The sequence below is a fragment of the Flavobacterium sp. 316 genome, from assembly GCF_000967805.1.
Lineage (GTDB): Bacteria > Bacteroidota > Bacteroidia > Flavobacteriales > Flavobacteriaceae > Flavobacterium > Flavobacterium sediminilitoris.
Map to the genome: position 1 here is coordinate 111,720 of NZ_JYGZ01000002.1, position 25,190 is coordinate 136,909.

Below are 25,190 nucleotides of genomic sequence, written 5' to 3' on the forward strand. Positions count from 1 at the left end.
AAATGAAAAATATAATAAATGTAATAGTAGTAGTATTGCTAATTAGCTGTACTACTAAAAAAGAAAATAGTAAAGAAGAGATAAATAGTAATGAAGTGACAACAGAAAATGTAGTTTCGGAAAAAGTAGTTTTAATCAATCCTTGTGATTTAGTTTCTATGGATGATATTGCTTTAGCTTTTGGAGTAGATACTGCAACAATTGAAAGTTATGCTAGAAACCCTTATCCAGATACCAACAGATGTGAATTTATTTGGAACGATCCAAATGAGGTTAGTAAAGCGAGTCAAATCATGATTACGATTTCTTCTAATCTTGAAATTAACGAGATGCCTCGTAAGTTTTCCAATATGTTGCGAATGGATTTAGAAAAAGGAGTAATGGGTACCAAGCAACAAATTATAAAACCAACACCAATTGGAGGCTTTGGAGAAAATGCATATCATTGGGCTGAATCTGAAGTTCAAAATGTTCAAAAAATTAAATTCCATGTAAATGATATGTATCTAATTGAAATACTATTTAATACTTCTGCAATCGTAAATCAAGAGGAGATAAAAGTAAAATTAATACAAGTTGGTAAAGACATAAAACAAAAAATATAATGATAAAAAATAAATTAAAATCAATAATAATTTTATGCTTAATTATTATGGCTTCCTGTTCAAAAGATGATGAAGCAACACTAGTAGAAATACCAGAAAAGAAACTTAAGAGCATTACTTCTTCGCAAGGAGCAACAACAAATACAACCACTTTTAATTATGGTGATTCAGGAAAATGGATTTCTGGAGTAAATCGTTTTGGTCAAAATTATACTATAACGTATACTAGCAATGGAAAAATTTCTTTGTTTGATGTAGTAAATCAGCCTAGTGAAATTGAATACATATACTCTCAGGCTCCCGATTTTTCGCTTAATAAAATAAAAGTCGATACTTATGAAACTGATTTGATATATAACAATTTTAAAATTACAGAGTTGGAATTTTATGATGGAAGTATTCAAAACAGGCTTTTAATAACATATGATGTAAATGGTAGAATTGCTAGCATTACAAATAATGAAGAGCTTACTCGTGTTTCTTATACTTATGATGATTTAAATAGGATTATTAGAGTTGATAAATTAGGAACAGGTAATCCAACAGATCCTTATGTAATAATATCTTATGCTGAATATCAGTATGAATCGCATAAAAATTCTGTTTATCAATTCTTTAAAGAACAAATGGATTTTGATCAATTGCTTTTCTCTCCGATTGACATCTATCCTTTTTTTAGTCGTGTTTTTTCATATACCGATTACAACAACATTTATATTTTATCAGAATATAATATTAAGTCCATTAAAGAGTATAACGCGAATAATACGACCCAACCTATTTTTGATGTAACAATGAATTATACTTTAGAAGACAACAAAGTAATGTCGTTTACTACAACCACAATATACAATGGTAGTACTACATCTGAATCAACAAGCTACACTTATGAAAACTAAATTTTTACTATTACTGTTCTTATCTTGTTTTACGGTATTTGGACAAGATATTGAAAAAGCAAATGATCATGAATTGGTGACACGTTATCCTGGTTCTAAGATTGTATATTATTTCCAAAAAGACTATAACGAATTAAAATTTGCCATAAAACCTGCAAAACCAGAAAAAGAACCCCAAAAATGGTTAGAGGTTGCAGGGCATCAAACTTCAATTGTTTACGAAATTCCTTTGGGTAAATCTACAGTTGAGGTAATGAAAAATTATCAAGATGCTTTTAAAGCTAGTAATGCTGAAATTTTGTTCCAATGTAAAGGAGGTGAATGCGATGGTACAACCGCATGGTATAGTGCTAAGTTTTTTGAGAAAGTCTACGGTAAAGAGAATCGTCAAAGTAATGGAGAAATTTCACACTATTATGATTTTGGAACCTATCATGTATCACAACGGTATATAGTAGGTAAAATAACTACCTCTGATAAAGTTTATTATGTTGAAATTGGAATGACACCTACTTATGATGGTAAACCAGTTAAAGTGTGTGTGGAAGTAATTGAGCAAGAAGTACTTCAAAGTGGTTTAATTACTATTAATGCAGACGTGATTAAGGATAAATTAGAAAGAGAAGGAAAATTAATATTAGATGGGATTTTATTTGACACAGGAAAAGTAACATTAAAGCAAAGTTCTTTTACGGTAATTGAAAAGGTTGGAGACTATCTAAATCAGAATCCGAAAGCTAGAATATATATTGTAGGACATACTGATGATGTAGGTTCTTTAGATGTCAATTTACAATTGTCAGAAGATAGAGCAGGAGCAGTTGTAAGTGCATTGATGAATAATTATGGTGATTTTGGTACACGTTTAACACCTTTAGGAGTTGGACCAGTATGTCCTATAGCTTCTAATGAAACAGAAGAAGGAAGAATGAAAAATAGAAGAGTGGAAATTGTTTTAAAAAAGAAATAAAATAGATTTTTTTGTTTTTGGGTTTACATTTTAATTGGTTTTCTACCAATGAATAAAGTGAACCCATTTTTTATGCTAAAAAATGGATTAAAACAATTAAAATCTTTATATATGAAAATTAAAAAAATTACTTTATTACATGTTTTTCTTTTATTAATCAGTTATCTGTTAAATGCTCAGTATAATTTCGGAATGATAAAAGATATAAATCCTCTCTTATAAAATTGTAAAAAAAAAGATCAACTAGAAATAGTCATAAAACAAAAAAATCATGAATAAAAAAATATACATATTAATTGCATTCTTTTGGCTCAGCCAATTAAGTGTAGCACAATATCAGTTTACACAGGTTGCTGAAATTAATACGGGAAGTAATGGTAGTAGTCCTAGGTATTTTATGGAATATAATGGAGAATTATTTTTCAATGCTTCTATTAGTTTTCAACAAAGATTGTATAAAACCACTGGATCAGGAGCTACTCTAGTGTCTGACTTAAATGGAAATGGAGTGGGTTATAACCCAAAACCGTTAAAAGTTATTAATAATAAATTAGTATTTCATGCTTCTTCACAAGCCCATGGGATGGAGCTTTTTATTACAGATGGAACAGCTGGTGGTACTACAGTATTATTGGATATTTATCCTGGTCCGAATGGCTCTGATGTTTCCGATAATCCAGATTTTTATGCAGAATTGAATGGTGAATTATACTTTTGGGCGAGAGAAGCTTCTGGACCATCTTCACTTTGGAAAACCAATGGAACGCCTGCTGGAACTGTAAAGATAATAGATCCAATTTTTGCAGGTGGTGGAACTCCTATGGTAACCTATAATGATAAAATTTATTTTTTAGCGTATAGTACAGCTGGACAAAATCCAGAATTATACGTAACAGATGGAACCTCTTCTGGAACGGGGTTGTTTTTAGAAATTAATCCTTCAACAGCGGCTAACTTGGCTGCTGGTTCTAGTCCAAATAATCTTTTTGTTTATGATGGCTATTTGTTTTTTTCGGCTGATGATGGAACAAATGGTAGAGAACTTTGGAGAACTGATGGTACAGCTGTAGGTACAACAATGGTGGCTGATATTTTTCCTAATACTTTAAATCCTTCTTTTGGAAAAGGAAGCAATCCAGATTATTTTATCGAATTTAATAATGAATTGTATTTTGCTGCAAGAGGGTATGATGTGGGTTTAAATCAGATAACAGGAAACGAATTGTATAAATATTCAAATACTAATGGTTGGGATAGAATAAAAGATATTTATCCAGGAAATTTGAATAGTGGCATTGGTTCAAATAATCCTTTTTTTATGCTAAATAATGAATTATACTTGGCAGCTCAAGATGGCACAGCTGGTGCAAATCAATTTGAAATATGGAAAACGGATGGCACAGAAAATGGAACTATAAAAGTAATTAATACCAGTTCTCTTAATAATGAATCTCCTAATTTTTCTGTTCAAGATAAAAAATTCACAGTGTTAAATAACAAACTTATTTTTGAACATAATGTTCAGCAAATTTGGGTAACTGATGGCACAAATTCGGGTACTCAACAACTGACAAATACTGGAGCATTAAATGTACCAACAGGAGTTACAGCTTTTCAACCTATAGTTTACAATAATGAAATTTATTTTGGTGGAAATTACCCTACACAAGGTGTTGAACTTTGGAAAATTACAGACAGCATTTTATCAAGTGAAGATTTTACTTCAGAGGATAAAATTACTATTTATCCAAATCCAACAACTGATTTTATTACTTTTAGTACTGATTTGGATGATTTTCAAATACAATTATTTGATATTTCAGGGAAAGAATTGTTGAATTTGAAAAACCAAAAAAGAATAAGCTTTGAAGAATATGCTTCGGGTATTTATATTTTAAAGATGACAGCAAGTGCAAGTCAGAAGGTATATGTAAAAAAGATTATAAAAGAATAGTTTAAAAAACAAATCCTGCTAAAAAGCAGGATTTGTTTTTTAATATAAAGTAGCTACTTGCTCATTCACAAATTCTAAAAAACGCTCGTCAGCTTCAGTAAAAGGATCAATAACGTGAGAGTCAATATCTATTTGTCCTATGTTTTGTCCGTTTACAAATAAAGGTACCACAATTTCAGACTTTACTGTAAAACTACAAGCTATATAATTGTCTTGTGCAGCAACATCTGGTACAACAAAATTAGCATTTGATTCAGCAACTTGTCCGCATATTCCTTTTCCGAAAGGAATTACAGTATGATCTGTTTCTGCTCCAACATATGGTCCAAGATGTAATGTTTTAGTATCATGATTGGCAAAGTAAAAACCAACCCAGTTGTAATAAGATATATTATCCTGAAGAAGTTGGCAAATACGCTTTAATTTATCATCGCGAGAAAAATCGGAATTCTCTATTATATTAATTACTTGAGGTTTTAAAGTTTCAAATGACATAATTTATTTTTTTACAAAAGTATTTAATCTTCGCTATCAAAAAATACATATTTTTGTTAAAAATTACTCCTTTGAAGTTACTTTTTTCGCAATATCGATTTTTCTTTATTTTTTTAATAAAGTTTTTACTCTTCTATGTAGTTTCTGCTTTTTTGTATGCACTTTATTTAAATCAATTTAACGTAGATTTAAATGAAGTAGACGGATTTACTAAAAGTGTAGCTAAACAAGTGTATGCTTTAATGCATTTTTTTAACTTTGATTGTCAAATTATAGAAAAACAACAAGAACCATTTGTAAGATTAATATACAACGGAAAATTTGTTGCAAGGGTTGTTGAAGGTTGTAATGCAATAAGTGTAATGATATTGTTTGTTTCTTTTGTTTTTGCATTTTCTACAAGTTTTATTAGAACAATTACTTATATTATAATTGGACTTGTACTTCTTCATGTTTTAAACATTATAAGAATTGCTTTTTTAGTTTATGCATTGTATCATTATCCAGAATATAAAGAATTTCTTCATGGAACAATATTTCCGCTCATAATCTATGGTATCATGTTTTTATTATGGTTTTTTTGGGTAACAAAATTTTCAGAAAATGGTAAAAGAACTGTTTAAAGATAAAAAAAAAATATTGTGGTTATTTATTTTGTTACTTTTCATAGTGATGATTAGAACATTTGAAAGAACACTATTTTACGATCCCTTTTTGTCATTTTTTAAATCGGAATATCATAAAAAAGAATTACCTGAATTTAATACTTTAAAATTGTTTTTAAATCTATTAATTAGATATACGCTTAATACAATACTTTCACTATCAATTCTCTATTTATTATTTAAACAGAAAAAAATAGTTGTTTTTTCTTCGTGGTTATACTTTTGGTTATTTGTAATTTTAATACTCATCTTTTTTAGTATTTTGATGTTTGATGCAAAACCTAATTATCTAATGTTGTTTTATGTAAGACGATTTTTAATCCAACCTTTATTTTTAATACTTTTTATTCCTGCATTTTACTATAACAAAGTAATCAAATAAATCACTACCTTAGTGTTTTATCCTTTCGATTATGAGAATTAAAAAGAAGTCTGGAGAAATAGTACAATTCGATACAGAAAAATTAATTCGTTCGCTAATTGCTTCTGGAGCTACAAAAGAAACTGCAAATCATATAATTGACGATATAAAACTGCAATTATATGATGGTATTTCGTCTCAAAAAGTTTTCCGTTTAGCATATTTAAAATTAAAAAATTATTCAAAAGGACATGCAGCGCGCTATAATTTAAAAAATGGAATTATGGCATTAGGACCTGCTGGATTTTATTTTGAAAAATTTATAGCTAGGATTTTTGAGTTGCAAGGATATCAAACCAAAACCAATGTAGAGGTTGAAGGAGCTTGTATATCTCATGAACTTGATGTTGTGGTTAAAAAAAATAATCATGTGGCAATGGTTGAATGTAAGTTTCATGGCAGCAAGGAAGTGAAAACAGATGTTAAAGTTCCAATGTATATTTTATCCCGATTTAATGATTTAAAAAGTGTTAATCATAGTTTTTTTTCTGAAGATGAAAAAATTACAAAATGTTGGATTGTTACCAATAATAGGTTTACATCTGAAGCTATAAAATTTGGAGAGTGTTCGGGGTTAAATCTTTTAAGTTGGGATTATCCAATGGGAAATGGATTGAAAGAATTGGTTACTCAATTTAAAGTCTACCCAATTACATGTTTAACTACGTTAACAATAGCTGAGAAAGAAATTTTATTGTTGCAGGAAATTCTAACAGTATATAATTTAGTCCATCATGAAAACGGATTTGCTAAATTAAAATTGAGTCAATCAAGAATAAAAAAGGTGTTAAATGAGTGTCAACAACTTTTAAGTTAATAATTTATGAAAGTACATTTTTTAGGAGCGGCCGGAACGGTTACAGGTTCCAAAATTATAATCGAATCTGAAAAGGGTACCGTTTTAATAGATTGCGGTCTTTTTCAAGGGTTAAAAGAATTGCGTAATTTAAATAGAGAGCCATTATCATTTAATCCTGAAGCGATTGATTTTGTAATTCTAACGCACGGGCATTTGGATCATTGCGGATGGTTACCAAAATTAGTTGCCGATGGTTTTAGCGGTAAAATATTTTGTACAGCCCCAACTAAAGAAATTACAAAACTGATTTTATTGGATAGCGCTAAAATTCAAGAAGAAGAAGCCGAGAAAGCAAATGAGGAGCTTTATTCGAAACATAATCCAGCACTTCCGTTGTATACCGTTAAAGATGCAGAGCTCGTTTTTCCATTGCTTCGAGTTGTTGAAAAAGATATCACAGTAGTTTTAAAGGAAGGTTTTTCGTTTTCTTTTTTTTATGCGTCTCATATTTTAGGAGCCTGTTCCGTTTCGCTTCAAGTTGAAGAAAAAACACTTGTATTTTCGGGAGATATTGGTCAAGACGATGATGTTTTACTTTATCCGCCTGTAAAACCTAAAAAAGCAGATTATGTTTTTTTAGAAAGTACTTATGGTAATCGTTTGCATACTAATAGTAATCCGCTTTTTGATTTGGAAATTTTTATCAATAACACTTTCGTAAGGGGCGGAAATGTTATAATACCAAGTTTTGCAGTGGAACGTGTTCAAACAGTAATGTACTTGCTTTGGCAACTTAAAAAACAGGATCGAATTCCAGATATTCCTTATATTATTGATACGCCTATGGGAATAAGTGTGTTGCAGGTTTTTCAAGAATATAGAAATTGGCATAAGTTAAATTATGAAGAGTGTGTTGAAATGAGCAAAATGTTTACACTTATTTCCAATTTTAAAGATACGATAGAAACAATTTATGATAAGCAACCTAAAGTTGTTATTGCAGCTAGTGGCATGATAACAGGAGGAAGGGTGCTTTCGTATTTAGAACGTTACATTGGGAAACCAGAGAATTTAGTTGCCTTGGTTGGATATCAGGCAGAAGGAACACGAGGGCGAAAATTATTAGAAGGAGCAAAGGAAATAAAAATGTATGGTAAGTATTATCCAGTTGAAGCGGCAATTCATTTAATCGACGGATTGTCTGCGCATGGCGATCAAAGTGATTTGTTGAATTGGCTATCCGATTTGGAAGCAAAACCTCAAAAAATATTTTTGGTTCACGGAGAATCCGATGCAGCTGAAGGACTTCAATCGAAAATTGAGGAAAAACAAAAGATAGATTGTATGATTCCGTATTTGGGTCAAATTATAGAAATTTAGTAACAATTTAACCTTTTAAATTAAAAACTTTTATACTTTTGCACCATGCAATTTAGAAAAAGCACATCAATATTTTTAGCCTTTTTTATCCTGTTTTCCAATTTAGGATTGGCTTTTAATGTACATTATTGTAAAAACAAAATTGCAGGAATTTCATTAAGCACTCAAGAAAAAGAATCATGTGTTGAAGTAGTAAAATCATGCTGCATTACAAGTGAAGCTTCTAAAAATTGTTGCTTAGATGAAATTGTAAAAGTTGAAAAAAAATCAGATGATATTCTGACTAAAATTTTTCAATTTGATGTGCAACAATATTATACCCTAAACACTACTGAAGTTTTTGAGAATCTTAAAGGTGTTTATTTTGTTAAAAAAGAATCTCCTTCTTCTTATTGCAATTCGAATGCACCACCTTTCTATAAACTATATTGTCAACTAGTGTTCTATGCATAATTTTAATATTTTTTTAGCTTTAAAAGAGAATAAAAAATATTAAAATAAAATGAATGTATAATAAAATAACAGCTTTACTATTGTTTTTTGTTTCATTTGTTCAAGCACAAGATGAAATTAAAGGAAAAATAATAGATGAGAATAATGAAGAATTATTAGGAGCCAATGTATTTTGGATCAACACATCAGTTGGAACAACAACTGATATAAACGGAAATTTTACACTTAAAAAAGTAGATGAAACAACAAGTTTAGTAGTTAGTTATATTGGATATAAAACACAAAAAGTTGAAATTACTTCAACTGAAAATATAACTATAAAGCTAGAAGCTGTAACAACATTGAATGAAGTAACCGTTTCAAAAACTAAAAAAAGCACAGAGCATTCAAAATTTCAAGTAACTAATGTTCATACAATGGAGCAAAAAGAGTTACTAAAAGCGGCTTGTTGTAATCTTTCAGAAAGCTTTAGTACAAACCCATCTATCGATGTGAATTTTTCTGATGCAGTAACAGGAAATAAACAAATTAAGATGTTAGGATTAACAAGTCCTTATATTTTAATTGCAGAAGAAAATATTCCTTCAGTTCGTGGAGCTTCACAAGCTTATGGATTATCATTCGTTCCTGGAACATGGGTAGAAAGTATTCAAATAACAAAGGGAGCTGGAAGCGTTATTAATGGCTATGAAAGTATTTCGGGACAAATTAATTATGAAATTTTAAAACCATCCAACGATATTCCTTTTTTCTTAAATGTCTACGGTTCGCAAGATAGTAGATTTGAATTGAACACGCATTTTAATCAAAAATATTCAGATAAATTAAGTTCTACTTTATTTGTTCATGGAAATACTCGTCAGAGTAAAAATGATATGAACAATGATGGTTTCTTGGATAATCCTATTGGGAAACAGATTAATATTTTAAATCGTTGGCAATATAATGATGTAGAAAATGGGTTTGTAAGTTTTCTTAATTTGCGTTATATGAAAGACGAAAAACAATCAGGGCAAGTTAATTTTAATCCAAAATTAGACAGATTAACAACAAATGCATGGGGAAGTGAAATTAATACAGAAAAAATTGAACTTTCAAATAAAATAGGATATGTTTTTCCAGATATGCCTTATCAAAGTATTGGTTTCCAAAATTCATTTCAATCGCATAAACAAGAATCTTATTTTGGTTTAAATCAATATAATATTCATCAAAAAAGTTATTATTCGAATTTAATATTTAATTCAATAATCAGCAATACCAGAAATAAATTTGCTACAGGAGTAAATTTTAATTACGATTCTTATGATGAATTAGTAGCTGTTAATTTTACTAAAGATTTTTCAAGGATTGATAATTCAGTAGGTGCTTTTTTTGAATATACTTATGACAATTTGGATAACTTTAGTTTGGTAGCTGGAGCACGTGTAGATAATCATAATAGATTAGGAGCTTTTGTTACACCTAGGTTACATATAAGATATAATCCGTGGAAAGAAGCTGTTGTAAGAGCTTCAGTAGGAAGAGGGAAGAGAGCTGCAAATATTTTTGCAGAAAATCAACAACTATTTGCATCATCTCGTAATTTTTCAATTTTAAATAATGATGGAAAATTATATGGATTAAACCCAGAGATTGCATGGAATTATGGATTAAGTTTTATTCAATCTTTTAAATTATTTGGAGCTGATTCTGAAATTGTTTTAGATTACTATAGATCAGATTTTGAAAACCAAGCAGTAGTAGATTTAGATTTTAGTCCGCAACAAGTCTTATTTTCTAATTTGAACGGAAAAAGTTTTGCAAATTCGTTTCAAGCAGAATTTAGTATTGAGCCTTTTAAACATTTCAATATAAAATCAGCTTATAAATATTATGATGTTCAAACTCAATTTGCAGCAGGTCAATTGCAGAGAGCTTTGCAAGCAAAACATCGTTTTTTTACAAATATATCTTTTGAAACTCATATTAAAGAAAAAGGACAACAATGGAAATTTGATGCAACATATAACTTATTAGGAAAACAAAGATTACCAAATACGTCAAGTAATATTCCAGAATATCGTTTAGTAGAATATGCTCCTTCATTTGCAGTAGTAAATGCACAAATTACAAGGACATTTTCAGGCACTTTTGAAGTATATATTGGTGGAGAAAATTTAGGAAATTATAAGCAAAATAATGCAATTGTAAGTGCTGAAAACCCTTTTGGTACATATTTTGACAGTAGTATGATATATGGACCTGTTTTCGGACAAATGTATTATGCAGGATTACGATTTAAAATAAAATAAGTAACTTAAAAATAAAAAGAATGAAAAAAATAGTTATGCTTTTGCTAGTAGGATTGGTTTCATTAGCAAGTTTTTCTCAAGAGAAGAAAAGCAAAAATAAAAAAGTAATATTAAAAGTTGCAGGTAATTGTGAAATGTGCGAAAAGCGTATTGAGAAAGCAGCATTTTCTATTAAAGGAGTAAAAAGTGCCGAATGGCATTCTGATTGTCAAGATATTCATTTAATTCTTGATGAAAACAAATGTACAAAAGAAGATGTAGCAACAGCTATTGCAAAAGTAGGACACGACACAGATTTAGTTAAAACAACTGATGCAATGTATGAAGAATTACACGGCTGTTGTCAATATAAAAGAGAATAACATAAATTACAGATGATTTAACTGCTTCCAAATAGTACTCAGCTTTTTGGAGGCAGTGTTTTTTATAGGAGACATTTATGCTAATAGTAATGTTGATAATAAACCATTGTAATCTAAAACTTACTTTTTTTTATAATTTAACTATAGATGTCAAGGTAATTTTTTAATTTTGTAAAGCTAGAGAATTTTTAAATCGGTTTTAAAAATATCCACTTTCAGGAAAAGTTAGAAAAGATTAATCAAAAGTTTAATTAAAATTTTTAGTTGGTAACCATTTGCTTATCAATAGGGATTTTTTATGTAAAAAAATAATATAAAAGATGGGAAAAGTTAATAAAATAGCCATTTTAACAATCTTGTTTTGTTCAAGTTTAGTAACCTCTGCACAAGAAATAATACATCATGATGATGTGAATACATGGTTTACTATACTAAATAGATTGAGTTTAAATTCGAAATGGAGTGTTTCAAATGAACTACATGAGCGTACAGGTGCTTTTTTAGATGAACATGGTACTTTTTTATGGCGTCCATCTGTAGATTACCATTTGAATAAAAATGTTGAATTTAGCGTTGGATATTCTTATATTAATAATAAGCCAAACGATCCAAATCCAAGTCCAAAAATTGGAGCAATAGAGAATAATATGTGGGAGCAAGTTTTATTAAAGCACGATATAGGAAAGGTTTTTTTTCAACACCGTTTAAGACAAGAACATAGATGGTTTGATAAAGTAGGAGTAGACGCAGAAGGATCTTACTATAAAACGGGCACAGATTATGCTAATAGATTTAGATATAGAATAACTATAAGTACACCAATTAAAACTTTTGAAAATGGGAAAGAGTTATTTTTTAATGGTTTTGATGAGCTTTGGTTGCCACAAACGGATGGATTAGCATTAAAAAGTTTATCGCGAAATTGGTTGTATTTAGGTTTTGGATATAAATTCAATTCAAAGACAAATTTACAAATAGGATATATGAATCAATGGGATGCTATTGGAAATAATATTTATATTTCAACACCTATTTTACAGACTACATTTGTAAGGAATTTTGATTTATAAACCTCTTATTAGTTATTTGTTAAAAAAAACCGATTAGAATTTCTAATCGGTTTTTTTTGATTTATAGATATCAGTTATGATATTATTACATCATTCCAGGCATTCCTCCGCCCATTGGCATTGCAGGAGTATCTTCTTTAATATCAATTAAAGCACATTCTGTGGTTAAAATCATTCCAGCAACAGAAGCAGCGTTTTCAAGAGCTACACGCGTTACTTTCTTAGGATCAATGATTCCTGCTTTTAGCATTTGAACATATTCTCCAGTTTTAGCATTAAACCCAAAATCATCTTTACCTTCTAATACTTTTGCAATAACAACAGAGCCTTCTCCACCAGCATTTTCAACAATTGTTCTTAGTGGTGCTTCAATTGCTCTATTTACAATTTGGATTCCAGTTGTTTCATCTGCGTTTTCAGCTTTGATATTTTTTAAAGCATCTTTAGCTCTAACTAATGCAACTCCACCACCAGCAACAATTCCTTCTTCAACTGCTGCACGAGTAGCATGTAATGCATCGTCAACTCTGTCTTTTTTCTCTTTCATTTCTACCTCAGAAGCAGCACCAACATATAATACAGCAACTCCACCTGCTAGTTTAGCTAAACGTTCTTGTAGTTTTTCTTTATCGTAATCAGATGTAGTAGTCTCAATTTGAGCTTTAATTTGGTTTACTCTTGCTTTAATGTTTTCTGGATTACCAGAGCCATTAACAATTGTAGTGTTGTCTTTATCGATTGTTACATTTTCAGCAGTACCTAGCATGTCTAGAGTAGTTGCTTCTAATGAGTATCCACTTTCCTCAGCAATAACTGTTCCTCCAGTTAAAATAGCAATATCTTCTAACATTGCTTTTCTTCTGTCTCCAAATCCAGGTGCTTTTACAGCAGCAATCTTTAAGCCTCCTCTTAATTTATTTACTACTAATGTAGCTAATGCTTGTCCATCAACATCTTCCGCAATAATTAATAAAGGACGACCTGATTGAGCAACTGGTTCTAATATTGGTAGTAATTCTTGTAGATTTGATATTTTTTTGTCAAATAATAAGATGTAAGGATTTTCTAATTCTGCAATCATTTTATCTGCATTTGTAACAAAATATGGAGAAAGAAAACCTCTATCAAATTGCATTCCTTCTACAACATCAACGTAAGTATCAGTTCCTTTTGCTTCTTCAACAGTGATAACACCTTCTTTCCCTACTTTTCCAAAAGCAGTAGCAATTAATTCTCCTATTGTTTCATCGTTATTTGCAGAAATTGAAGCTACTTGTTTGATTTTTTCTGAAGAATCTCCAACAGCAACAGTTTGTTTTCCTAAGTCAGCTACTAGTGCTTCAACAGCTTTGTCAATTCCTCTTTTTAAATCCATAGGGTTAGCACCTGAAGCAACGTTTTTTAATCCTTCTTTTACGATAGCTTGAGCTAGTACAGTTGCAGTTGTTGTTCCATCTCCAGCTAAATCATTTGTTTTTGAAGCAACTTCCTTAACCATTTGAGCACCCATGTTTTCTAATGGATCTTGCAGTTCTATTTCTTTTGCAACTGAAACACCATCTTTAGTTACTGTTGGCCCACCAAATGATTTGCTAATTATAACATTTCTTCCTTTTGGACCTAATGTTACTTTTACTGCGTTTGCTAATGCATCTACTCCACGTTTTAATCCATCACGTGCTTCTATATCAAATTTTATATCTTTTGCCATTTTTCTTTTTATTTAAATTGTTTTTTAAAGTTTTTCTTAGAAGTGATTAAAGAATTGCAAAAATTTCATCTTCTCTCATAATAAGGAAATCTTTCCCTTCATATTTAAATTCTGTGCCAGAATACTTTCCATAAAGTACTACATCTCCCGTTTTAACAGTCATAGTATAGTCTTTTTTACCATTACCCACTGCTACAACAATCCCTTTTTGCGGTTTTTCTTTTGCAGTATCTGGAATAATAATTCCTGAGGCAGTTGTTGTTTCTGCTGCCATAGGCTCAATCACGACACGATCTGAAATTGGTTTAATGTTTAATGACATATTTAATGTTTTTTTAATTAGTTATTTCTTGTAATATGATTTCAGAAATTATGCCAAATCGTATTTGTGCCATTTTTTCTTAAAGTAAAAATGCCAGCACTGACAGGCTGGCATTTTGTAATGTAATATAGTTTTGTAACCTATTTAGTTTTTTCTTCTGTTTTAGCAGGAGCTGTTCCTTCTGTAGCTGGTTGTGTAGTTGCTTCAGGAGTAACAGGGACAGTTGTAGTAGGGATGCTTATTTCATCGTCACCTAATATTTTTGAATCATTTGTACTGCCTCCATTAAATGCTAATGTAGATAATAAAATAAGTGCAATTAAAATTCCACCTAAAGTCCATGTACTTTTATCTAAAAAGTCTGTTGTTTTTTGTACGCCACCTAATTGTTGTGAACCACCAAATGAAGAAGATAAACCTCCTCCTTTAGGATTCTGTACCATGATAGCTAAAATTAGTAAAAAGCAAACAATTGTTATTGCAATTAAAAAACCTGTAAATCCCATAATCTAATTATTATTTTGTTGTAAATCTTTAATATCATTTATTCGGTCTGCAAAGAAACTACTTTTTTCTGGATATTTCAAAATTAAAATTTCATATGCTTGTATTGCTTTTAGATATTTTTTTTGTTCTAAGTATACCTTGGCAAGTGTTTCAGTCATTAAATGTGTTGGTTCTTCTATACTTTTCTTTATATTTGAAGGTATGGGAGTTGTCGTTTTAACAGGTGAAATTTTAGGATTTAATTCTATAAAACGATCAATAATGTCTATTTTTTTTAATTTTTCAGGATCTAAAATTTCATTTTCTTCAACATTTTCTCTTTCAATAGGACTAAATTTAGTTAATTGTAACCATTCTTGAAAAGAGTGTTTTTCATTTTGATTAAATTCGAGAGGTTTTCCTATCTCTAATTTTTCTTCAGTTTGAGATAAAAATTGCTCTACATTTTCAACCTCTTCAGTATTTTCAATTTTCTTTAGATCAACATTTGTAAGATTAGCTTCAGGTTGATGTTGTAGTAATTCTTCTTTTTTTGAATCTTTATCTAGAACTGGAAACTCTTTGATAGGCTCACTTTGTTCTTCAATGTTGTTTTTTTGTAATGTTGTAAAATGATTAGAAGTTATAAAATCAAAAAGGATACTCCTATCATTTGTGTGCGCAGCCGTTTTTTTTAATTCGTAATTATACCTAAAACTATTTTGATTAAATAGACCTTTCAGATGTAATGCTCTTATACTTTGAAAGTATGGAAATTGCTGTAAAGCAATTTCTAACGCCATTGTTTGTTTTTCATCAATTAATTGTGGCTTATTTAATAAATATGTTAGGATGCTTGTGTTCAATTTATTTTTTGTTTTTTATAGAAATTTACCACTTTGCTAGTGATTCATTGAAAATATCTTGAGTAATTCGTTCAAAAATTTCATCTAATGCTGTTGTTAATCTGCTTCCTGTCATTTGTTCATTAGCAGGATAATCATGATAGAATGAGAAACGTTTTTCGAAATCGTCTTCTTCATTATTTTTGTTAGAAAAACGAACTAAGATAGTTATATTTAGTCTGTTTTGAGCAGCACGTTGATCTGCAGTTGCAGTCATTGGAGAAATTCTATAATCAACAATTTCACCTTCATATAGTAAATCACCACCTTGTGGAACTAAATTTAAATTAGTTTGACTTTGAATTATATCTTGAAGTTCTAGTGTGAATGTTCTTTCAATTCCAGGTTCAACTAGTTCTGCATTGTTCTGAAAATAATTCACCTGAAATGTCTCTGCATTTATCGGCTTCGCTCCTGTGAAATTATAATATTTACAACTATTTATTGAAAATAACGTTAGTAGAGCAAATATTTTTAAAAATGACCTCATTTATAAATCGTATTGTTTAATTTTTCTATATAATGTTCGTTCAGATATTCCTAATTCGTCAGCAGCAGCTTTACGTTTTCCTTTGTTTCGTTCTAATGATTTTTTAATTAGCTCAATTTCTTTAGCTTCAAGACTTAATGTTTCTTCAACTTCTTCAACTGTTTCTGCAAAAAGATAGTCTTCGTCATCTAAATCGTCTTCATAAACTTCAGAATCAATAGGGTTTTGTAAAGGGATTAATTCATTTTTAGATTCTTTTTCAAAATGTACAGTATCATCGTTTTGACCATAAATTCGTTGAATCAAATTTTTGTTTGTTTCTTGTACTTTAGTAGTGCCATTTTGCATTAATTCTAGTGTCAATTTCTTCAGATCATTTAAATCTGCTTTCATGTCAAAAAGAACTTTATATAAAATTTCTCGTTCATTACTAAAATCATTTTCATTTTTTTTAGTATTGATAACTGAAGGTAAATTACTTCCTTCAGTTGGTAGATAATGCTGTAATGTTTGTAAATTAATATCTCTATTTGTTTCTAAAACTGAAATTTGTTCAGCAATATTTCTTAATTGACGAATGTTTCCATTCCATCTATATTTCAATAGATGTTGTACGGCTTCGCTTGTTAGTTTAATAGGTGGCATTTTGTATTTATGTGCAAAATCTGAACAAAATTTACGAAATAGAATATGAATATCATCTTTTCTTTCACGTAAAGGAGGGAGTAATATTTCTACTGTACTTAATCTATAATATAAGTCTTCACGAAATTTTCCTTTTTCAATAGCATCAAACATGTTAACATTTGTAGCCGCAACAATTCTTACATTTGTTTTCTGTACTTGTGAAGAACCTACTTTTATAAATTCACCATTCTCAAGTACACGTAATAATCTAACTTGTGTAGTTAATGGTAATTCTCCTACTTCATCAAGGAAAATAGTTCCGCCATCTGCTACTTCAAAATATCCTTCTCGAGTTGATGTAGCTCCTGTAAAAGCTCCTTTTTCATGCCCGAAAAGTTCACTATCAATAGTTCCTTCTGGAATAGCTCCACAATTGACCGCAATGTATTTTCCATGCTTTCTATGTGATAGTGAGTGAATGATTTTAGGAATACTTTCCTTACCAACACCACTTTCTCCTGTTACTAATACAGAAATATCTGTAGGTGCAACTTGAATAGCTTTTTCTATGGAACGATTGAGTTTTGGGTCATTTCCAATGATTTCAAATCGTTGTTTTATGGCTTGTACTGTTTCCATTAATTTGATAATTATATTGAGGTCGTTTCGTTATTGCATAATTGTTGAATATTCAACTGCTTCTCCTATTAATGTAGCAGCCGTACAATCAGTAATTTTTACATTTACAAAATCTCCCGGTTTGTAATTCTCTTTTGGGAACACAACAACTGTATTTTGAGAGTTTCTTCCAGACCAATGTTCACTAGAACGTTTTGAATCTTTTTCTATTAATACCTCTACAATTTGACCTACAAACCTTTTTGTTTTTTCTAATGCATGGACTTGTTGCAAATCTACAATCTCAGTTAATCTTCGTTTTTTTACTTCGTCAGGAACATCATCTTCCATTTTTCTAGCAGCCATCGTTCCAGGTCTTTCAGAATAAGCAAACATAAAACCAAAATCATACTTTACATATTCCATTAAAGAAAGAGTATCTTTGTGATCTTCTTCTGTTTCTGTTGGGAAACCAGTAATCATATCTTGTGACAAAGAAATATCTGGAATTATTCTTTTAATGTTATCAATTAAAGTCATATATTCTTCACGAGTGTGTTGACGATTCATTTCGTTTAGAATTCTAGTACTTCCAGATTGTACAGGTAAGTGAATATAATTACAAATATTATGATGTTTTGCCATAATTTCAATTACTTCAACATGCATATCTTGAGGATTAGATGTTGAAAAACGAAAACGCATTTTTGGAAACTGTGAAGCACACATGTCTAATAATTGTGCAAAATCTACTGAAGTTGCTTTTTGCATTTCGGTTGCTTTTACAAAATCTTTTTTCAAACCACCTCCATACCATAAATAGCTATCAACATTTTGTCCTAATAATGTGATTTCTTTAAATCCTCTCGACCATAGATCTTGAATTTCTTCTATAATGCTTTGTGGTTCACGACTACGTTCACGACCACGGGTAAAAGGAACAACACAAAAAGTACACATATTATCACAACCTCTTGTAATGGATACAAATGCTGTTACTCCGTTAGAATTTAATCGAACAGGAGCAATGTCTCCGTAGGTTTCTTCTTTAGATAAGATTACATTTATGGCATCTCTACCATCTTCCACTTCTTTTAAAAGATTAGGAATGTCTTTGTAAGCATCTGGTCCTACAACCATGTCTACAATTTTCTCTTCTTCTAAAAATTTGTCTTTTAATCGTTCTGCCATACAGCCAAGAACTCCTACTTTCATGTTAGGGTTAATCTTTTTGACAGCATTATATTTTTCTAAGCGTTTTCTAATGGTTTGTTCCGCTTTATCTCGAATAGAACAAGTGTTAACTAATACTAAATCAGCTTCTTCTAGATTTTGAGTAGTATTGTAACCTTGGTTTGCTAATATTGAAGCAACAATTTCGCTATCAGAAAAATTCATTTGACAGCCGTAACTTTCTATAAAAAGTTTTTTTGCGTTTTCTTCTTTTTGTTCTAAAACAAGACTTGTACCTTGTTTGTTTTCTTCGATAATCTTTTCCATAATACTAATTCGTGTATTTTCAGTCAGCAAAGATAATACTAAATTATAAATTATGACAAGATGTCAGATAATGTTTAACATAAGTTTTTTATTATTGCAAAAAAGTAAAATGGAATCCTCAGATATAAAAAATAAAATTGACGCTAGTAATAGTGCTGATTTTGGTAATGTGTTTAATAGGTCTGTAGAGTTGTTTAAAAAAACGTGGTCTCAAGGTTTTTTATTGTTGATTTTTTTATACTTACATATTTTAGCCTTGGAGCTATACTTGTTTTTCCTTTTGTAATAATTTCAGAATTCAATGATGGAATAAACATTACGAATAATTTTGGTTTTTCTCTTTTTGGTATATTGTGCTTTTTTATGATTATTATATTTCTATTGTTTTTGATGACTTTTTTTACAGGATTATTAGGAGGTCTGTATGTTATTTATGAAAAAGCAGATAAGAATGAAAATTATAGCACTAGTGATTTTTTTGTTTTGTTAAGGAAAAACACTTTTGTGAAGACTTTTAAAATTTCAACTATCACTTTAGGAATTGTTTTGGTTTCTTAATATGATGTGTTTCTTCCCAATTTTATATACAATAATACCTATAAGTTATATTATTATAGTGTACGCTTTTAACCAAAATATGAATACGACAGAAGTAGTGAAAATAGCTTTTGCAATTGGAAATAAAAACTGAGTTGTTACTTTTTTATTAAGAATTGTTATGAGTTTTATTGCCTATTTTGGACTCTTCCTTTGTGGTATAGGTTTCTTTTTCACGTTTGCAATAATTTTAATCCCACAATACTTTATTTATAAAGATGCAACGGGTTATAAAGGATATGATGAGCTAGATAAAATTCGAGGTTATGAATAGGATAAAATTTAATTATTGTTATTTCAAGAATGTTTAATTTAAAAAAAAGCATACTTTTGTTCCAAATAAAAAATGGATAATGGCAAAGAATTTAGTTATTGTAGAGTCACCTGCAAAGGCAAAAACGATCGAAAAATTTTTAGGAAAGGATTATCAAGTTGAGTCTAGCTTTGGGCACATTGCAGACTTACCTTCAAAAGAAATAGGGGTAGATGTTGAAAATGGCTTTAAACCAAAGTATGAAGTATCAAGCGATAAAAAAGCATTGGTTAAGAAACTAAAAGACTTGTCTAAATCAGCTGAAATGGTTTGGCTTGCTTCCGATGAAGACCGTGAAGGAGAAGCAATTGCTTGGCATTTATCAGAAGAATTGAAATTAGACCAAAATAAGACAAAAAGAATTGTTTTTCATGAGATTACTAAAACAGCTATACAAAAGGCAATTGAAAATCCTAGAAGTATAGATTATAATTTAGTAAATGCGCAACAAGCAAGAAGAGTTTTAGATAGGTTAGTAGGATATGAATTGTCTCCTGTTCTGTGGAAAAAAGTAAAAGGAGGTTTGTCAGCGGGTAGAGTTCAGTCAGTATCTGTTAGATTAATTGTAGAAAAAGAAAGAGATATTCAAAACTTCAAATCTGTAGCGTCATATAGTATAGCTGCGGAATTTACTAATGAAGCAGGAAAATCATTCAAAGCGAAATTGCCTAAAAATTTTGAAACAAGAAAAGAAGCAGAAGATTTTCTTAAACAAAATATAGAATCAAAATATAAAGTTGCAGATTTAGAAACGAAACCAACTAAAAAATCTCCTGCAGCTCCATTTACTACATCCACATTACAACAAGAAGCAGCAAGAAAATTGTATTTACCTGTTGGAATTACAATGCAAATTGCTCAACGTTTGTATGAAGCCGGTTTAATTACTTACATGAGAACGGATAGTGTTAATTTGTCTAATGAGGCAATGAATGCTACTCAAGCTGAGATTGAAGGATACTACGGAAAAGAATACAGTAAGCCAAGAAATTATAATACAAAATCTAAAGGAGCGCAAGAAGCTCACGAAGCAATTCGTCCTACAGATATGTCTCGTCATACCGTTAATATAGATAGAGATCAAGCAAGATTATATGATTTAATTTGGAAACGTACGATTGCATCACAGATGAGTGATGCGCAATTAGAACGTACAAATGTTAAAATAGAAGCAAATAATCATTCAGAGTATTTTACAGCTACTGGTGAGGTTATAAAATTTGAAGGATTTTTAAAAGTCTATCTTGAAGGGCATGATGATGACGAAGAAGAGCAAGAAGGAATGCTTCCTGCAATGAAAATTAATGAAAAGCTGTTGAATAATTATATTACAGCTACGGAGCGTTTTTCAAGACCACCAAGTCGTTATACGGAAGCTTCTTTGGTGAAAAAATTAGAAGAATTAGGAATCGGTCGTCCATCAACATATGCACCAACTATTTCTACGATTATTAATCGTAATTATGTGGAAAAAGGAACTTTTGAAGGGCAGGAAAGAAATTATAATCAATTAGTTCTAGAAGGAGGAAAGGTTGTTTCAAAGGATTTGACTGAGAATACTGGTTCAGATAAAGGAAAATTAGTGCCTACAGATATTGGAATGATTGTAAATGACTTTCTAGTAGCTAATTTTAAAACTATTTTAGATTATAATTTTACAGCAAAAGTAGAGCAAGATTTTGATGAAATTGCTTCAGGAAATGAAGATTGGGTAAAAATGATGAGTGATTTTTATAATCATTTTCATCCTACTGTTATAGATGTTGAAAAAAATGCTGAAAGAGAAACAGGAGAGAGAATATTGGGAAAACATCCTGATAGTGGAAGACAAGTTTCAGTTAGATTAGGGAAATTTGGACCAATGGTTCAAATAGGAGAACAAGAAGATGAGGAAAAGCAGTTTGCGAGTTTATTGCCAGAACAAAACATTGGAACAATTACATTAGAAGAAGCTTTGACGTTGTTTTTATTACCGAAGTCATTAGGAAGTTATGAAGATGAAGAAGTTGAGGTAAATAATGGGCGTTTCGGACCTTATGTTAGGTTTGGTAAGGTTTTTATTTCGCTTCCTAAAGGAGAAGAGCCATTAGATGTTACAATAGGTAGAGCTATTGAGTTAATTGAGGAGAAAAAACAAGCAGACGCTCCTATAGGAACTTATGATAACTTACCTGTTCAAAAAGGAGTAGGGCGTTTTGGTCCATTTATAAAATGGAATGGAATGTTTATCAATGTTAATAAAAAATATGATTTTGATAATTTATCTCAAGAAGATATCAATGAATTAGTTGCAGATAAAATTCAAAAGGAAATAGATAAAGTAATCCACGATTGGTCAGAAGAAGGAATTAGAGTTGAAAAAGCTAGATGGGGAAGATCTGTCATTTTAAAAGGGAAGGTGAAAATCGAATTAGGTAAAGATTTCGATGCTTCTAAATTAACTTTAGAAAAAGCGAAAGAAATGATTGAAGCAAAAGCACCTGCTAAGAAAACGGCTAAAAAACCAGCAAAGAAAGCAACTACAAAAAAGAAATAGTGAATGGTTTTTGATTTTTTACAACCTGTAAGCTCAAATTATCTTGAATTTAATGAAACACTTTCAAGTCAAACATTAGGGAAAAAGACATTGTTTCATACTGAAACGAATTTTCCAGATATAGACAATGTAAATATTGCTATTATATGTGTGAATGAAAATAGAGGAAGAGGAATTGATAACAATAATAGTAATAACTTTGATGCGTTTAGAAGAAAATTTTATTCGTTATTTCCTGGAAATTGGAATGTTTCACTTGTCGACTTAGGAAATGTTATTGCTGGAGAAACAATAGAGGATACTTATTTTTTAGTTAAAACGATTAATGAAGACTTATTAAGGAAAAATATTTTACCTATTATTATAGGAGGAACTCAAGATTTAACATATGCACTTTATAGGGCTTATGATAATTTAGATCAAATGGTAAATTTAGTAGCAATTGATAGTAAATTTGATTTTGAGAAAGAGAATGTTTACCTTTATGAATCCTATTTAACAAAAATTATTGTCGAAGAGCCAAATAATTTATTTAATTTTAGTAATATTGGCTATCAAACATATTATAATTCTCAAGAAGAAATTGACTTAATTGAAAAACTATTTTTCGAAGCGTATCGATTAGGAGAGGTTTCAAATAAGATAGCAATAGCAGAACCTGTTTTCAGAGACGCAGATATTGTTAGTATTGATATGAATGCGGTTCAATCTTCCTTTTCGGGAAAGCTTCAAGAGTTTAACTCAAATGGGTTTGATGGTAAAGAAATTTGTACATTGGCTAGATATTCAGGAATTAGCGATAAAGTATCTAGTTTTGGAATATTTAACTTTGAGCCTAATGATAGTGAATCATTACTGGTAGCGCAAAGTGTATGGTATTTTATTGAAGGATATTGTTTTCGTTCAAAAGAATATCCATTTGGAAGTAAGGAAGATTATTTGAAATATATTGTATTGATTGATGAAGATGAATTAATCTTTTTTAAGAGTAATAAAACAGAAAGATGGTGGATTGAAATACCATTTTTAGATAATGTAAATAATAAATTAAAAAGAAATACGTTATTACCTTGCACTCATGATGATTATTTGTTAGCATGTGAGCAAGAAGTGCCTAATAGATGGTGGAAGGCATATCGACGTAATTTATTGTAGATCAAAGTAATTTTAAGAAATTATACCAGTTTTTTTATATTAATTTTAATATTTTTTTAAGAAATTATCTAAAATAATTGTTTTTTTCAAAATTATTGAATAGGTTTACGCCCTTAAAAGTAAAATTATATTAACCCAAATTTATATGAAGAAGTTAGTTGTATTTACAGCAATCTTATCATTGTTTATCAGTTGTGGTAAAGGAGATAGAGGTGAATTAGTAGGAGTAAAAGGAAAGAGATGGAATCCTGAGAAACCTTATGGGATGACATTAGTGCCAGGCGGCGCTTACATTATGGGTAAATCAGATGATGATTTAGCTGGTATTCAAGATGCCCCTACAAAAACAGTAACTGTTCGTTCGTTTTATATGGACGAAACGGAAGTCACAAACAGTGAATACCGTCAATTTGTGGAGTGGGTGAAAGACTCAACCATTAGAACTAGACTTGCGATGTTGGCTGACGAAGTTGGTCAAACCGCTACAGACGGAGCTGGTGGAATTGGAGATTATGCATTTGCAGATGCAAATGTGGAAGAAATGTCTCCATATGATAAATATATGTATGAGAATTACTACAGTATCGGTACTGATGATGATCCTTATGCTGGAAGAAAATTGAATAAAAAAGTGAAACTTTTAAATGATCCACAGAAGTATCCAGATGAGTACTATGTTGAAGTTATGGACTCAATGTATCTTCCTGAATCAGAATCATATAATGGGTTAAAAACAATTGATGTTTCTAAGCTTAAATTTAAGTTTAGAGAAGTAGATTGGAATAAAGCTGTAACTAAAAAAGGACGTAAAGGTTTATATGAAGAGAATAAACCAGTAGAAATATATCCTGATACAACAGTTTGGATTAAAGATTTTGCTTACTCATATAATGAGCCAATGCATAATGATTATTTCTGGCATCAAGCTTATGGTGAATATCCTGTAGTTGGTGTTACATGGAATCAAGCAAAAGCTTTTTGTGCATGGAGAACTTTATATAAAAATGCATATATCAAAAAGAAAAAAGGAAGAGATCAAGTAAACTCTTTCCGTTTGCCTACAGAAGCTGAATGGGAATATGCAGCTAGAGGCGGAATTGAGTCAGGAGCTTTCCCTTGGGGTGGTCCTTATGCTAAAAATGATAGAGGATGTTTTATGGCTAACTTTAAGCCAAATAGAGGTGATTACGCAGCTGATGGTGCTTTATATACTGTAGAAGCAAAATCGTACGAGCCAAACAATTTTAATCTTTACAATATGGCTGGAAACGTTTCAGAATGGACAGAATCATCTTATGATGTTACTGCTTATGAATTCGTTTCTACTATGAATCCAAATGTTCCAGATCGTAAAAACCAAAGAAAAGTTGTTCGTGGTGGATCATGGAAAGATGTTGCTTACTTCTTGCAAGTGTCAACTCGTGATTTCGAATATGCTGATTCAGCTAGAAGTTACATCGGGTTTAGAACTGTACAAGATTACATGGGAACTGCAGCAACTGCAACAAGTCCTAAATAAATATTTAACCAATTTTTAATTATATTAACTTAACTAACTAAAAT

At 30.3% G+C, this 25,190-nt stretch carries 25 protein-coding genes; 17 read left to right on the forward strand and 8 right to left on the reverse strand.

The window, feature by feature from the left end; translation table 11 throughout:
- Nucleotides 1-2: 2 nt before the first annotated feature.
- The 4 genes from SY27_RS04190 (at nt 3) to SY27_RS04205 (ending at nt 4,428) form a co-directional block, all read left to right on the forward strand.
- Nucleotides 3-605: a hypothetical protein gene (locus tag SY27_RS04190; protein WP_045967574.1), complete on the forward strand. Its 603-nt coding sequence runs from the start codon at nt 3-5 to the stop codon at nt 603-605.
- The gene (locus SY27_RS04195) at nt 605-1,504 is read left to right on the forward strand and encodes an RHS repeat protein (protein WP_045967575.1); all 900 of its coding nucleotides are present in this window, start codon (nt 605-607) and stop codon (nt 1,502-1,504) included. Before SY27_RS04190 ends, SY27_RS04195 begins: the two co-directional genes overlap by 1 nt.
- Nucleotides 1,494-2,474 carry an OmpA family protein gene (locus SY27_RS18110; RefSeq protein ID WP_052705132.1) on the forward strand — a complete coding sequence of 327 codons (981 nt, stop codon included), beginning with the start codon at nt 1,494-1,496 and terminating at the stop codon, nt 2,472-2,474. Before SY27_RS04195 ends, SY27_RS18110 begins: the two co-directional genes overlap by 11 nt.
- 271 nt (nt 2,475-2,745) lie before the next feature.
- Nucleotides 2,746-4,428: a T9SS type A sorting domain-containing protein gene (locus SY27_RS04205; protein ID WP_045967576.1), complete on the forward strand. Its 1,683-nt coding sequence runs from the start codon at nt 2,746-2,748 to the stop codon at nt 4,426-4,428.
- A gap of 39 nt (nt 4,429-4,467) precedes the next feature.
- Here SY27_RS04205 and SY27_RS04210 read toward each other — a convergent pair whose 3' ends face one another.
- The gene (locus SY27_RS04210) at nt 4,468-4,923 is read right to left on the reverse strand and encodes a GAF domain-containing protein (RefSeq protein ID WP_045967577.1); all 456 of its coding nucleotides are present in this window, start codon (nt 4,921-4,923) and stop codon (nt 4,468-4,470) included.
- A 71-nt stretch (nt 4,924-4,994) separates the two neighbouring features.
- Here SY27_RS04210 and xrtF point away from each other — a divergent pair, with 71 nt between their 5' ends.
- From xrtF to SY27_RS04250, 8 genes are all read left to right on the forward strand, one after another.
- Nucleotides 4,995-5,546, forward strand: coding sequence for an exosortase family protein XrtF (gene xrtF / locus SY27_RS04215; RefSeq protein ID WP_045968260.1), 552 nt, complete (start codon nt 4,995-4,997; stop codon nt 5,544-5,546).
- The gene (locus tag SY27_RS04220) at nt 5,527-5,970 is read left to right on the forward strand and encodes an exosortase F system-associated protein (RefSeq protein ID WP_045967578.1); all 444 of its coding nucleotides are present in this window, start codon (nt 5,527-5,529) and stop codon (nt 5,968-5,970) included. Before xrtF ends, SY27_RS04220 begins: the two co-directional genes overlap by 20 nt.
- Before the next feature lie 31 nt (nt 5,971-6,001).
- Nucleotides 6,002-6,826 carry a restriction endonuclease gene (locus SY27_RS04225; protein ID WP_045967579.1) on the forward strand — a complete coding sequence of 275 codons (825 nt, stop codon included), beginning with the start codon at nt 6,002-6,004 and terminating at the stop codon, nt 6,824-6,826.
- A gap of 6 nt (nt 6,827-6,832) precedes the next feature.
- Nucleotides 6,833-8,188: an MBL fold metallo-hydrolase RNA specificity domain-containing protein gene (locus tag SY27_RS04230; protein ID WP_045967580.1), complete on the forward strand. Its 1,356-nt coding sequence runs from the start codon at nt 6,833-6,835 to the stop codon at nt 8,186-8,188.
- Between the two features lie 45 nt (nt 8,189-8,233).
- Complete coding sequence (locus SY27_RS04235) at nt 8,234-8,641, forward strand: hypothetical protein (RefSeq protein ID WP_045967581.1); 408 nt, start codon at nt 8,234-8,236, stop codon at nt 8,639-8,641.
- A 53-nt stretch (nt 8,642-8,694) separates the two neighbouring features.
- Nucleotides 8,695-10,935, forward strand: a complete 2,241-nt coding sequence (locus tag SY27_RS04240) for a TonB-dependent receptor (RefSeq protein ID WP_045967582.1) — start codon at nt 8,695-8,697, stop codon at nt 10,933-10,935.
- Nucleotides 10,936-10,955: 20 nt separating this feature from the next.
- Nucleotides 10,956-11,297: a heavy-metal-associated domain-containing protein gene (locus tag SY27_RS04245; RefSeq protein WP_045967583.1), complete on the forward strand. Its 342-nt coding sequence runs from the start codon at nt 10,956-10,958 to the stop codon at nt 11,295-11,297.
- Nucleotides 11,298-11,617: 320 nt separating this feature from the next.
- A complete protein-coding gene (locus SY27_RS04250) occupies nt 11,618-12,367 on the forward strand; it encodes a DUF2490 domain-containing protein (RefSeq protein WP_045967584.1) in 750 nt (249 codons plus the stop codon).
- An 85-nt stretch (nt 12,368-12,452) separates the two neighbouring features.
- On the opposite strand, the gene groL is transcribed toward SY27_RS04250, so the two are convergent.
- The 7 genes from groL to miaB form a co-directional block, all read right to left on the reverse strand.
- On the reverse strand, nt 12,453-14,078 hold the full coding sequence (gene groL / locus SY27_RS04255) for a chaperonin GroEL (RefSeq protein WP_045967585.1): 1,626 nt from the start codon (nt 14,076-14,078) through the stop codon (nt 12,453-12,455).
- 46 nt (nt 14,079-14,124) lie between these two features.
- Nucleotides 14,125-14,400 carry a co-chaperone GroES gene (gene groES / locus SY27_RS04260; RefSeq protein WP_045967586.1) on the reverse strand — a complete coding sequence of 92 codons (276 nt, stop codon included), beginning with the start codon at nt 14,398-14,400 and terminating at the stop codon, nt 14,125-14,127.
- Nucleotides 14,401-14,540: 140 nt separating this feature from the next.
- A complete protein-coding gene (secG, locus tag SY27_RS04265) occupies nt 14,541-14,909 on the reverse strand; it encodes a preprotein translocase subunit SecG (protein WP_161794127.1) in 369 nt (122 codons plus the stop codon).
- Nucleotides 14,910-15,752, reverse strand: coding sequence for a hypothetical protein (locus SY27_RS04270; RefSeq protein ID WP_052705134.1), 843 nt, complete (start codon nt 15,750-15,752; stop codon nt 14,910-14,912).
- A gap of 25 nt (nt 15,753-15,777) precedes the next feature.
- Entirely contained in the window at nt 15,778-16,281 is a 504-nt protein-coding gene (gene lptE, locus SY27_RS04275) for an LPS assembly lipoprotein LptE (RefSeq protein ID WP_045967588.1), read from the reverse strand.
- The gene (locus SY27_RS04280; protein ID WP_045967589.1) at nt 16,282-17,547 is read right to left on the reverse strand and encodes a sigma-54-dependent Fis family transcriptional regulator; all 1,266 of its coding nucleotides are present in this window, start codon (nt 17,545-17,547) and stop codon (nt 16,282-16,284) included.
- A 30-nt stretch (nt 17,548-17,577) separates the two neighbouring features.
- Nucleotides 17,578-19,026: a tRNA (N6-isopentenyl adenosine(37)-C2)-methylthiotransferase MiaB gene (gene miaB / locus SY27_RS04285; RefSeq protein ID WP_045967590.1), complete on the reverse strand. Its 1,449-nt coding sequence runs from the start codon at nt 19,024-19,026 to the stop codon at nt 17,578-17,580.
- 363 nt (nt 19,027-19,389) lie between these two features.
- On the opposite strand from miaB, the gene SY27_RS18775 reads away from it, so the two are divergent.
- The 5 genes from SY27_RS18775 to gldK all read left to right on the forward strand — a co-directional run bounded on the left by SY27_RS18775 (nt 19,390) and on the right by gldK (nt 25,146).
- Nucleotides 19,390-19,584 (forward strand): hypothetical protein, encoded by a 195-nt coding sequence (locus tag SY27_RS18775; protein WP_161794121.1) that lies wholly within the window; start codon nt 19,390-19,392, stop codon nt 19,582-19,584.
- A gap of 160 nt (nt 19,585-19,744) precedes the next feature.
- Nucleotides 19,745-19,897: a hypothetical protein gene (locus SY27_RS18780; protein WP_161794122.1), complete on the forward strand. Its 153-nt coding sequence runs from the start codon at nt 19,745-19,747 to the stop codon at nt 19,895-19,897.
- 79 nt (nt 19,898-19,976) lie between these two features.
- On the forward strand, nt 19,977-22,472 hold the full coding sequence (gene topA / locus SY27_RS04295) for a type I DNA topoisomerase (protein WP_045967592.1): 2,496 nt from the start codon (nt 19,977-19,979) through the stop codon (nt 22,470-22,472).
- 3 nt (nt 22,473-22,475) lie between these two features.
- Entirely contained in the window at nt 22,476-23,627 is a 1,152-nt protein-coding gene (locus SY27_RS04300; protein ID WP_045967593.1) for a formimidoylglutamase, read from the forward strand.
- A gap of 145 nt (nt 23,628-23,772) precedes the next feature.
- Complete coding sequence (gene gldK, locus SY27_RS04305; protein WP_045967594.1) at nt 23,773-25,146, forward strand: gliding motility lipoprotein GldK; 1,374 nt, start codon at nt 23,773-23,775, stop codon at nt 25,144-25,146.
- The last annotated feature ends 44 nt before the right edge of the window (nt 25,147-25,190 follow it).